This is a genomic window from Nodularia sp. LEGE 04288, from assembly GCF_963896525.1.
Taxonomy (GTDB): Bacteria; Cyanobacteriota; Cyanobacteriia; order Cyanobacteriales; family Nostocaceae; genus Nodularia.
Genome location: NZ_CAWQOY010000024.1, coordinates 1 through 12,029, shown reverse-complemented (window position 1 = coordinate 12,029; position 12,029 = coordinate 1). Strand labels below are relative to the sequence as shown.

The following is a 12,029-nucleotide window of genomic DNA, read 5'->3' as shown; positions in this document are numbered from 1 at the left end:
CCCCTGCCCCCCTGCTTCTTCTCCCTGATTGCTTGCTAAAATCTCTAACAGCTTCGTCTGCAAGGGGCTAGAGTCCTGGGCTTCGTCTTCAAATACTGCAAAAACTTGATTTTGCTCAATGCGACAGGCGCTGTCGTTTGCGAGGACGCGTAGGGCGGCTAAAATCATATCGTCATAGTCGATAAAGTCACGCGATCGCATGAAGTTTTGATATTGTTCATACAGTCCCGCCGCTACCCGTAAAATTCCATATTCATCTGTAGTTTTTTGACTCCACTCCCGCAGCTTCTCTGGCAATATTCCCGAACTTTTAGCTTCATGAATGACTGTAGTCGCCAAATCGGGTAAAACTTCGGTTCGCAACACTGACTGACGGCGTAATCTTTCTGTCTCTTCACCGTCAAATTGATGACCTTCAAGCAACCGAGAATAAGGTTCTGGATTGTGATTAATCCATTGTTCTACGGCTGTCCGAATAAAACGGTGGCTTTGGTTAGCTGTGATTAATGTGACATTTTCTAATTCTAAACCTGAGAAATTAGGATGTCGGCTAGCAATATTCAAAGCTAGACCATGCAGGGTATAGACAGCAAAGCCTGTGGGAGGTAAAGATAATTGTTTTAAGTAGTCACGAATTTTTAATTTAATATTGGCCGCTGCGGAACGCGTAAAGGTAACAACTATAATATGACGGCGAGAAGAAGGACGTGATTCAGCAGAGATTTGGTATTGACGGGCGATCGCGATCGCCACTGCTGCGGCCATCCCAGTGGATTTACCAGCCCCAGGAACAGCGGAAATAGCCAATGGGCCAGATTGCCAATCAGCCATTTGTTGTTGTCCTGGGCGTAGACTATTGCGGATGGACAAAATCTTTGATTGTAATTGTGACTGGAGAGACTCTTGAGGCACAGTAGCCGTAAAATGAGCGTCTGACATAAAGTTTTAGATTTTAAATGAAATTATCAAATCGCAGAATAAAGCAGAAAGTCATCTGTATTTATCTGTGGTTAATTATTTTTTGATGTCCCTGTGGTAATAAATTTTCCCAATGAATAAATAATGAGAAATCGCAAACCGTATCTACATTATCTAGGTTTAGCTGGTGCGATCGCACTTGGTGCTGTCTTGCGCTTTTGGCATTTAGACTTAAAACCTCTGTGGATGGATGAGGTAATTACTGCTATTTTCAGTTTGGGGAAAAATTACCATGATTTGCCCTTAGATATCTTATTTCCTCTGCAACGCGTCACAGAAATTTTTACTTTCCAGCCAGGGGTTAGCTGTAATCAAATTGCCGAAAATCTAGCTAATCAGTCTACTCATCCGCCGTTGTTTTTTTGTGGAATGTACAGTTGGTTAGGATGGATGACTCCCTTGGGTTCAGAGTGGGTGGCAAAATTGCGATCGCTACCTGCTGTATTTGGTGTGAGTGCGATCGCCGCAATTTATGGAATCAACCGCATTGCTTTTTACCCTGGATCGGGAATCATCGCCGCATTAATTATGGCTATTTCTCCCTTTGCTGTTTACCTTTCCCAAGAAGCACGCCACTACACTATGCCCATGTTCCTGATCAGTTTAGCCTTATTAGGACTAATACAAATTCAGCAGGATATTTTTGAGCAGCAACGCCTGAGACTTTGGGTGGTGATTTTATGGTCAATTGTGAATAGTATTGGTCTGTATGTACACTACTTTTTCATTTTGGCTTTCATTGCCGAAATTATCACATTAGTTGTCTTGATCTATTGGGGTAATATTAAAATACTGAAACAACGCCAAATTTGCCTGACTTTAATTATATCAATTAGTGGAATTATAATTAGTTTCCTTCCTTGGGTGCGGGTAATTTTCATTCATTTTCAGAGTGCTGAAACCAATTGGTTACCTGCTACCATGCACATCGCACCACTATATCAAACTTTAATTAGTTGGATATTAATGGTGATTGCTCTACCTGTGGAAAACCAGCCGCTGTTAATTACAGCTATCTGTGGCTTCTTGATGGTAACTTTTGCTATTTGGTTAGGGTGGCAGGTATGCCAAGGTTTAAAATTACTGTGGTTAGATAATATAACTCATTTAGCAACATTAACGCTTTTAAGTTTTACTATTGTTGTGTTAATTGAATTTTTTGCTATAGCCTATTTATTAGGTAAAGATATCACTATTATTCCCCGCTATAACTTTGTTTATTATCCCAGCTTTTGCGCTTTGTTAGCAGCTAGCATTAGCAAAATGCACAAGTCAAAATTGATCATTTTGCTCGTTGGTATGCTCAGTTGTATTTTTGTAGTTTCTAACTTAGTCTTTCAAAAGCCTTTCCAGCCTGAACAAACTGCCCAAAACATGAATCTAGAACCCTCTGTCCCTCTGATGCTGGTGGTGGGATACAACAATTACCAGGATGTGGCGTTGGGATTAAGTTTTGCTTTGGCATTAGAAAAAGTTAGGAGTAATACAAACGCGGCTGTTCCAGTTAATGTCAATAACTCCGATAGTTTTGCTTTCTTACACAAATCTCTTAATTCACCTGCTTTCTGGAACCAGCTTGATGAAATGCCAACACCAACAACATCTCAGATGAATTTATGGATAGTTGCTCCAGGGATGAGAAGACGTGATTATCCCCAGCAGGTGGCGCTATCTGGGGATGGTGTTTGTACTATAGACACGACACAACACTATCGCATAGGTATTCCCTATCAGCTTTATCGGTGCAAATAAAGATTAGCCGTTAGTTTTTTGACTTCCCACTCCCCATTTCCTACTTAATTATTCGTCAATTTGCCAGGAGTCTTTGCTGATCACATCATCGAAAATTTTCTTAGGACGCACAATGACAATAAGTCGCCCCAGCAGAGGAATTTCTGGTTCGGTTTCAAACCACTGAAAGTCTAATTCACCGTTGTGTTCAACAACGAAGTAGCTGGAGTCATCCCATTGGCGTTGCGCGCGATCTACAGCCACCATGACTGGTTTGGGCAGATTTTTTTCCTGATTGGGAAGGCGATCGCTACTACAGAAAATCGCTACGGGGTCTTCTGCACTCAATAATACTTGCCAACCTGGTAATGGAACCCAAGCCTGTTCGCCGGCAAACTTGACTAAACCAAATGGCTCAATGGTTTCTACCATCGGCACACTTTGCAAGTCTTGTCGTGTCAAGGGGAACTCGCCCACCACTGGGACAATGCGAGGCAATTCTTCTTCCGACTCAAATCGATAAAAAGGGAGAATGGGCGCTGAACGCTGAGAAACTACCGTAAAATCAACGAGTAACTGTTCAATTTGCTTCCTAGCTGTGGGCGTGTGAGCAAAACGTAAACCTTTAGCAATGAAACGCGATCGCTCTTGCAAATCTGTATATTGCCGTGCTAGTTTCCAAGCTTGATAAGCAACTGCATCCCCAGGATGGGCAGTAAAACCTTCTGGTAAACGTGGAAAACGAGAGAAATCTTTAATTGCTTTTGCTACTTCTCGCGCTTCCTCAAGATCGAGTTTGTGGATAAAGGTCAGTTCCGCCGCCGCAGCTCGTTCTTCGTGGGTCAGCAAGCGGAGTTCATACAAAACATCACTACCTCGTGTCGTGTAGTGCGATCGCGTGGCTTCGGAAGCACCACCTTCTGCTAAAGAATGATACACTTGGGAGCCAACAATTACCTGATTTTGTTGAATTGGCTCAAATCCAGTTTCCTCAAAAATTACCTGGGGATTGTAACCAGCTTTTTGCAAGGAGGCGATCGCTACTCCCCACTCCACCCAGGTACCTTGTTTTTGCCTCAGCTTGCGTAGTAACTCTTTGATTACATCGTCGTTAACAGCATTTTCAGGATTTTGAGCATTGTCAGATAAGTTAGTCATAATTCTGGCGTGGGAGCTTCAACTTGAGAGGGTGAGTAATTTTTCTTCAGGAAATCTTATTGTAATCTTTAATAGTTAACTATCTCTACGCCCCTCGCTGGCGGGTAAAAGCTAGGATGTGGGGGATTTTTCAGCTAGGTAATCACACACACAGTATAAAAAAGTTAATAAAGTATTTAAAGTTCAGTACAAAACAGGCTTGGAACTTTTGACTGCTAATGAGTAACATTTATTTGTACTCAGTAAGTGAGTATGGAAAAACCAAACTATATTACGACTCGTAAACACCCATGAAACCCTTACCAATGACCAATGATTTACCCTGAGCGTAGCCGAAGGGCAAAGGACAAATGACGACCACCGCCAGTTAACTTTATTTACGCCCACCTACTTAACCTAACTCTACCTAAGAAATTAAACTTACTCACAATAAGTTTCAACTATGCCTAATTACAGTCGTAAATTCACGCCAGGGCTGCTGGCTCTTCTCAATTAATCTTGGTACAGAATATAACATAATGGCTAATACTGATAGTAATTATCTCATGGATAATCCCATTGCTGAAACTCATACAAGTCCCGGTCAATTATCAACTTTGGCAAAGCCAACAAAACTCAAAATCCTTGTAGTTGATGATGAGCCGGATAATCTCGATTTGCTTTATCGCACATTTCGGCGGGAATTTAATGTCCTCAAAGCCGATAGTGGGATCAATGCTCTCAAAGTATTGGCAGCAGAAGGGGAAGTAGCGGTGATTATCTCCGATCAGAGGATGCCAGAAATGAAAGGAACTGAGTTTCTCAGCAAGACTGTGCCTCAGTTTCCAGATACTGTCAGGATTATCCTCACAGGATTTACGGATATCGAAGATTTGGTAGAAGCCATTAATGCCGGGCAAGTCTACAAATATATTACCAAGCCTTGGGACCCAGGAGAACTGAAAGCAGTTGTACAAAGGGCAGCAGAAACTTACGACTTACTCAAGCAACGCACAGAAGAATTACGCCGTGCTAATGCCCAAATGGCATTGCTAACTGTTTTAGTACAAGTAACTCAAGCAGATCATCGCTTAGAGGAAACTTTAACCCCAATTGCTACAGTGTTTAGTGAAAGTTTCTCGGCGGATAGCTGTATTTTGCAGCTAATTCAGGAAAATCAACTAGCAACTCAAGGTTTTTATTGTCGTGCGGGGACTTTAGAAAACTGGCTAGACCAAGACCCACTGACACGCGAAGCGATCGCCACAGGGCAAATGCAAGTTTCGTTAAATGTAGCCAAAGATGCCAAACTCGCTAATGTAAGTCACTACAAAGACACTGGTGTGCAAGCACATTTAGTTATTCCTATTACCTACCGCCATCATATATTAGGGATTTTGTCACTCCAGTGGCAACAACCTTGCTGTTTGCGAGAAGATGAATTGAACCTCATTCGTTTATCAGCAGAACTGGTAGCCATCTGCTTTGCAGCAGCCAGGAATTTTTGACACTCCCCGGCGTGAACGCACGAGGATTCTATTTTCACAATTGGACTTCTTGCCTCTTGGGTATCAGCTTTGTGAGGTTAGAGACAACAGCAATCAGTTCAGATGGTTCAATTGGCTTGGCAATATGTATCTGGTAACCAGACAACAGGGCGTGTTGACAATCTTCTGGTCTGGCGTATGCGGTCAGCGCTGCGGCTGGGATATTTTTACTCGTTTCTGAGCCAAGCGTCCTGACTTTCTGTATAAACTGATAACCATCTTCCTCTGGCATTCCAATATCACTGATCAGGATATCTACCTGATTATCCTCAAGTATTTCTAGTGCTTGGCGTGCAGATGCAGCAGTGATTACTTCCGCCTGGCATTCCTCAAGTACAACCCTGATTAACTCACGAGTATCTGGCTCATCATCCACCACCAAAATTATCACATCCTCAAATGTTGAATTAACCACTGCGCTCATAAATGTATTCGAGTCACAGTCTTCTGGCTTCAGCACCATCAATGGCAACTGAATAATAAACGTAGCTCCCTGACCATGACTCGGATTCTTCAACCTGACAGAACCGCCGTGAAGTTCAACCAGGTGTTTCACAATAGCCAGTCCTAGCCCTAAACCACCGTGATTTCGTGTTGTGGAGGAGTCAGCTTGCCTAAACCTGTCAAACACATAGGGTACAAACTCTGCCTGAATACCTGGGCCTGTATCACTCACACTAATTTCAATGTAGGCTTCTACAAGCTGCAAAACTACTTCTACTCTGCCACCCTTCGGGGTAAATTTAATCGCGTTAGACAGCAAATTCCAAATGATCTGCTGTAAGCGCACCGGATCACCTGACACATTACTAGCGAGAGGATCAAGAACCGCATCAAGGCGAATGTTCTTGGCTTGTGCCGACAAATAGACAGTCTCCAGGGCAGATTCAATCACCGAGATCAGATCAACACACTGTACATTAAGTTTGAGTTTCCCAGAGATCATGCGGCTCATGTCTAAAAGATCATCAATCAGTTGTACCTGAGAACGGACATTACGCTCAATCACCTTGAGTCCATGTTCTATCTTGGCCTGATCCATCTTGCCTGGACGCAGCAGATGCGACCAACCGAGAATGGCATTCAGTGGTGTCCGCAACTCGTGGGAGAGCGTCAGTAGAAATTCATCTTTAAGATGGCTAGCGCGTTCGGCTTCTCTGCGCGCAAATCTTTCACTTTCCAAAATGTGGGAACGCTCTTCCTCAATCTGTTTTCGCTCAGTCATATCACGGGCTATTTTTGTAAAGCCACGCAGCGCTCCTGTGTTTTCGTATATGGGTGCTAGTACACCGTCAGCAAAAAATCTGCTGCTATCTTTACGTAAGTGCCAGCGCACATCTTCGGCTCGGCCGGTTTTTGCCGCTTTGCTCATTTCTTGGGACGGAGCGCCAATTGCTCTATCTTCGGCTGTATAAATAATGCCGAAACTTTGCCCCAAAATCTCATCTTCTGTATAGCCAAATAACCTCTCGGCTCCAGTATTCCAAGTGCTAATGTATCCCTCTGTGTTGAGGGAGAAAATGGCATATTCCTGAACACTCTCCACCATCATCCGTAGACGTTCCTCTGCATCCCGTTGCGTCTCTTCTATCTGCTTACGCAAAGTCACATCGCGCCCAATTCCATATATTCTAGCTTCTGCCAAGGCGGGATAAATCGTCCATTCCAACCACCGATAAGAACCGTCTCTACACTGGAAGCGGTTCTCTAAGGAGTTTATGGGGATGCCTGTTTTACACTCCTCTACTGCGTTCAGGGTGACTAATCGATCATCGGGGTGCATGAACTCTATAAAGGGTTTTGATAGAATCTCTTCAGCGGAACGCCCAATTAGTTTTTCAAAGGCTGGATTAACTAGTTTGAAATAGTTATCGAACCCTAAAATATACAGTGCATCAAGGGAGAGTGTGAAAAATTGTGCTTCAGGTATCATACGAAAATGAATACGGACCTACCGATTTGTATAGTCCTGAATATGTGAGGATAAATAATCACCGCAACAGGTGATACTACCATTTGTGATGGTAGCCGCCATTATGGCGTTTCCACATATCCCAATGGAATGATGTCAAAGCTAGCTTCACCTGAATTTGGATATATTTTTAGTCGGAACTCTTAACCAATGAATCAAGAAATTCGCGATATTTTTGACCGTATTGCTCCAGTTTATGACGAGTTGAACAATTGGTTGAGTCTGGGACAACATCGTATATGGAAGGAAATGACAGTCAAATGGAGTGCAGCTCAAGCAGGAGATACTTGCCTAGATTTATGCTGTGGAAGTGGTGATTTAGCCTTTCGTTTGGCTAGATATACCGGAACTATGGGACAGGTGTATGGTGTGGATTTCTCGCCGAACCTACTAGCAGCTGCTAAAGAACGTTCCCAAAGCCAGTATCCCCAACCTGCCATTTCTTGGATAGAAGCCGATGCACTAAATTTACCCTTTGATGATAACTTCTTCGAGGCGGCGACTATGGGCTATGGTTTAAGAAATGTTACAGATATTCCCCGCAGTCTGCAAGAATTACATCGCGTTCTCAAGCCTGGCGCTAAAGCGGCAATTTTAGATTTTCATCGTCCCAGAAATCCCCAGCTTCGAGCTTTTCAGCAATGGTATTTGAGTAGTATAGTTGTACCACTTGCTCAACGGATGGGTTTAAAAGAAGAATATGCTTATATTAGTCCCAGTTTAGATCGTTTCCCCTCTGGGCAAGAGCAAGTAGAGCTAGCCCGTCAAGTTGGTTTTACATTGGTTACACACTACCCCATCGCGAACGATATGATGGGAGTGCTGGTAGTCAGTAAATGAGTCATGATTTAGGAGTTTTGCATTAAACTCATCACTCATCACTCATCAATCCTTATTTTCTTAATTTTTACTTTGGATTGGTCTCAAATTTGGTTTTATTTATTACCCCCGGTGCTGGGTGGCATTATTGGCTATTTCACCAATGACATAGCCATAAAAATGTTATTTCGCCCCTATAAAGCAATTTATATAGCTGGGCGAAAAGTACCATTTACTCCTGGATTGATTCCTCGCAACCAGGAACGTTTGGCGAAGAACATTTCTAATACAATTATGGGGTCGTTACTGACTCCAGGCGAATTGCAAAATTTGGCGCGCCGTTTGTTACAAACAGAACGCGTACAATCTGCAATTTTGTGGTTATTGCAATTGGCAATTGAACAAATTAAAGTAGAGAAAAATGAGAAAAGCGCCAAAATTGTGGCGGGAATTTTGCGTGATTTGTTAGGAGAATCATTTCCGCGGTTGTTGAAAGTTTTGGCAAGGCGGGAAGATTTTTTAGAGGCGCAGATCAATCAAATTTTTGACCAGGTATTGCTGGAATTACAACTGAGTGAAGAACAATCTACAAGGCTCGCTGATTGGTTAATCCAGGTGGTTTTACCCCCAGATGTATTGCGGCAGGTAATTATTGATTTTTTGACCGATCGCACTATTCAAACTATTGATGAAAGCTTTCGCGAAAAGACGAGTGGTACTTATTGGGTAGTCGCAAATTTATTTGGTTTACGTAATACTCTGACCAGGCTGAGAACTTTTTGTTTGGACGATAAAGATGCTACCAATGCTCGTCTAGAGGAATTGATTCAAGTTTTGCAGATGCGCGATCGCCTGAAAAGAGTTCTACTAGATTTATCATTACAAAACCTGCCCGTTGGGACAGTGCGCCAACTGCGAAAGACTACACGCGAAAGTGTGCGTCATTATATCCAGTCCAGTGGTAGCGATTTACTCCAAGGATTGACTGATTCTGTTAATTGGGAAAATATAGCCACATTATTACTGAATCGTCTCAGCGCTTCACCTGTTCTGAGTTCTTCCTTAGAAGTTGTCAGTCAAGAGTTAGCTCAAATTTTAGAAAAATATTTAGAAAAAGATTTAGAAAAAATTGTCGCACAGGTAATTCCTATATTATCGATAGATCAGGTGATTGTTGACCGGGTAAAATCAACTTCACCTGCTGATTTAGAAGCTGCAATTGAGGGAATTGTCAAAAATGAATTACAGGCAATTGTCACTTTAGGTGGTGTGTTGGGTTTTATTATTGGGTTATTCCAGGTAGGATTTTTATTATTTACGCAAGCTTAGTTTTTATGATCATTTCAGCAGCGATCGCCTAGTTTAAAATTTGTTCTAAATCCAGCACAAAACCAGGTAGTATATCCTCTCCAGACAAACTGCTGGGAGCTTGTAAAATCTCGACAGCTTGTCCTGGGCGGTAAATTTCCACCCGTTGGTTCTGAGGGTCAATTAGCCAACCCAGGCGCACGCCATTGTCAATGTATTCCTGCATTTTGTGTTGTAAAGTTTGCAAGCTGTCTGAAGCAGACCGTAATTCTACGGCAAAATCAGGAGCCATTGGTAAGAATCTCGCAGGATTTGGATTTAGGGCTTCTAATCGTTCCCGACTCACCCAGGATGCATCAGGAGAACGGTTTGCACCATTGGGAAGTTTGTAACCTGTTGAGGAGTCAAAAGCTAAACCTGTACCATCAGCATCAGCCCAATTACCTAAACGTTGTGTCAGTCTACTATTACGATTTCCGCTTTTCCATCCCGTGGGGGGCATAAGAATCAGTTCTCCCTCTGCTGTGCGCTCAAGTCGCAAATCTCGATTATTCTGACAGAGTTGGAAGAACTGTTCATCTGTTAAATCAATAGCGGGGCTGAGGTTAAGAATTAGGGCAGTCATATTTGCCTGTTAATCTTGATGAATTTAGCCTAGCATTTACCAATCACGGTAGAGCTTTTCGGCATAAAACATAATTTCTTCATTTGGTAGTCTAATTTTTGGTTGTTGTCGGGGGTAAAGGCTTTCAATAGTATTGGTATCTTGTGCAACAACTGTAGACACAGCTCGTAATAATGAATTTTTCAGCAGCAACTTTGACCAAGGACTTATCCCCTGAGCATATAACAACACAAATGTTTTAGTGATTGTTTCTGTTACTGGGTAAATAATATGAACTTGAGCAATATTACTAATGGGTGTTTTAGCGAATAAAACCGTAGTGGAAGGAAAGGCGTATTCAAATATATTATTTAGTGTCTTGGGTAAAATTCCCAAAACTGGGTTTTTGATAATTTCTAGTAGGGTGTTGTTAGCTCGTTTAATTTCTTGTTTTACTTGAGCGTAGTAACCGTTTTCTTTGAAAGAACTCACATTACATTCTGTAATTCTAAATAATTCTTTATGAGTACCGTTTTGATGGTTATAGTCATAGTTAACCATTAAGCTACTCAAAAAGTCTCCCTGCATATTTGTTTCTCCAGCCACTCCGATAAATTCGTATGTATCGACAATTTTTTCGTGCAAATTGGGAATAGGCAATCTTGGCTCAAATCCGCCATAAGTCCAGATACAATCATTGCTAATAATTAGCTCTAACGGCTCGGTAATTGGCTGAGTATCTTTTTGATTTCCTTGAGATAGTCTGCCTTGACTATCAAATTCTAAAGCATGAAAAGGACAAGTAATAGTATTTTTTTCTTGACAAATCCAGCCATCTGATAAAGGTGCTTGCATATGTGGACAGATGTTGTTCAGGGCAAATACTTCACCTTTTTGGTTTTGCCAAATAACATAATCATTTCCATTTAAAGTAATTTTTTGGGGTTGATTAATTCCCAGAATTGATTTATGAGCAATCAACCAAGGTGCGCCCGGTAAAATTGGTTTCATTTCGCTGTCCAAATTATAAAAAATATCCCTAAATTGCTTGTGGAGCCGGCAAAATGCCCGCTAATTATGCGGTGTTTTTGCTTCAGCTAAATGGTGTAAGTTAGGTAACTAATTTTTTAGTTAACAATTAATCTAATAAATTTGATCATTTATGTCAACTACTAACCAAATTTTTAGTTAAGATATCAGTCGTTAGTATGATGGTGAGCCGTGGGTCGTTCAACACAGTCAAAACTTTCGTCTAAAAAACCGCGTCAGGTGCGCGATGCAGAGGCGACAAAAAAGCAGATTCTCGATGCAGCAGAAGCAGAGTTCTCCAGAAATGGACTTAGTGGGGCGCGGACAGAGGCGATCGCTAAAGGTGCAGGAGTCACCACAGCGATGATTTACTACTACTTCCAGAGCAAGGAAGGCTTATATAAAGCGGTTCTGCAACGTCCGGTAGTGGAAATGTCGTCAGGGGTTCAACAGCTAAATCTGGAGCAGTTTCCAGCCGATGCAGCCTTGGAAATCTTGATTAAACAGGTGATTGCTTACCAAGCGGTGCATCCACAACGGGGGATGCTGTGGTTTCAAGAAGCGAACCAAAATCAAGGCAAATATTTTAAATTGGGGAATTGGGAAGAAAATTTCGGGTACGTGATCACAATTTTAGAACGGGGAATGGCTGAGGGTTGTTTCCGTCAGCTAGATACTTTTTTGGTCACGCTGCAAATTGCGGGAATTTGTAATTTCTATTTCAACGCCCACGAAAACCTCAAGCATATTAGACCAGATTTGCAACTGCTGTCTCCAGAAATGATAGAGCAGTACACTGAAGAAGCGGTGAATTTGATTTTGGCGGGTGTGCGAAAGAGTAGGGAGTAGAAGAGGCAGGGGGGCAGGGGGCAGGGTGCAGGGGGGATTATGAATTCCCAATGAC

10 protein-coding genes are annotated in these 12,029 nt (G+C 42.2%); 5 read left to right on the top strand and 5 right to left on the bottom strand.

All coding sequences use genetic code 11. The annotated features are described in order from the left end of the window. Positions 1–939, bottom strand: a 939-nt coding sequence (locus AACX33_RS02295; protein ID WP_227789398.1) for a UvrD-helicase domain-containing protein, incomplete at its 3' end; no start/stop codon positions are given. A gap of 123 nt (positions 940–1,062) precedes the next feature. Here AACX33_RS02295 and AACX33_RS02290 point away from each other — a divergent pair. Then, a complete protein-coding gene (locus tag AACX33_RS02290; protein WP_194002233.1) occupies positions 1,063–2,730 on the top strand; it encodes a glycosyltransferase family 39 protein in 1,668 nt (555 codons plus the stop codon). A gap of 48 nt (positions 2,731–2,778) precedes the next feature. Here the strand turns inward: AACX33_RS02290 and AACX33_RS02285 are convergent, their stop codons facing one another. Further along, on the bottom strand, positions 2,779–3,867 hold the full coding sequence (locus tag AACX33_RS02285; RefSeq protein WP_194002235.1) for a RuBisCO accumulation factor 1: 1,089 nt from the start codon (positions 3,865–3,867) through the stop codon (positions 2,779–2,781). 545 nt (positions 3,868–4,412) lie between these two features. Between AACX33_RS02285 and AACX33_RS02280 the strand changes: the two genes are divergently transcribed. Then, the gene (locus tag AACX33_RS02280; RefSeq protein ID WP_194002399.1) at positions 4,413–5,354 is read left to right on the top strand and encodes a response regulator; all 942 of its coding nucleotides are present in this window, start codon (positions 4,413–4,415) and stop codon (positions 5,352–5,354) included. Between the two features lie 34 nt (positions 5,355–5,388). Here the strand turns inward: AACX33_RS02280 and AACX33_RS02275 are convergent, their stop codons facing one another. Beyond that, on the bottom strand, positions 5,389–7,326 hold the full coding sequence (locus AACX33_RS02275) for a PAS domain-containing hybrid sensor histidine kinase/response regulator (protein WP_194002237.1): 1,938 nt from the start codon (positions 7,324–7,326) through the stop codon (positions 5,389–5,391). A 189-nt stretch (positions 7,327–7,515) separates the two neighbouring features. Between AACX33_RS02275 and ubiE the strand changes: the two genes are divergently transcribed. Both ubiE and AACX33_RS02265 read left to right on the top strand, forming a co-directional pair. Next, on the top strand, positions 7,516–8,205 hold the full coding sequence (gene ubiE / locus AACX33_RS02270) for a bifunctional demethylmenaquinone methyltransferase/2-methoxy-6-polyprenyl-1,4-benzoquinol methylase UbiE (RefSeq protein WP_194002239.1): 690 nt from the start codon (positions 7,516–7,518) through the stop codon (positions 8,203–8,205). Positions 8,206–8,277: 72 nt separating this feature from the next. Further along, positions 8,278–9,513 (top strand): DUF445 domain-containing protein, encoded by a 1,236-nt coding sequence (locus tag AACX33_RS02265; protein WP_194002241.1) that lies wholly within the window; start codon positions 8,278–8,280, stop codon positions 9,511–9,513. Positions 9,514–9,541: 28 nt separating this feature from the next. Here the strand turns inward: AACX33_RS02265 and AACX33_RS02260 are convergent, their stop codons facing one another. Both AACX33_RS02260 and AACX33_RS02255 read right to left on the bottom strand, forming a co-directional pair. After that, entirely contained in the window at positions 9,542–10,117 is a 576-nt protein-coding gene (locus AACX33_RS02260; protein ID WP_194002243.1) for a Uma2 family endonuclease, read from the bottom strand. A 36-nt stretch (positions 10,118–10,153) separates the two neighbouring features. Then, the gene (locus AACX33_RS02255; RefSeq protein WP_194002245.1) at positions 10,154–11,107 is read right to left on the bottom strand and encodes a Rieske (2Fe-2S) protein; all 954 of its coding nucleotides are present in this window, start codon (positions 11,105–11,107) and stop codon (positions 10,154–10,156) included. Between the two features lie 210 nt (positions 11,108–11,317). Between AACX33_RS02255 and AACX33_RS02250 the strand changes: the two genes are divergently transcribed. Continuing rightward, positions 11,318–11,974, top strand: coding sequence for a TetR family transcriptional regulator (locus AACX33_RS02250; protein ID WP_194002247.1), 657 nt, complete (start codon positions 11,318–11,320; stop codon positions 11,972–11,974). The last annotated feature ends 55 nt before the right edge of the window (positions 11,975–12,029 follow it).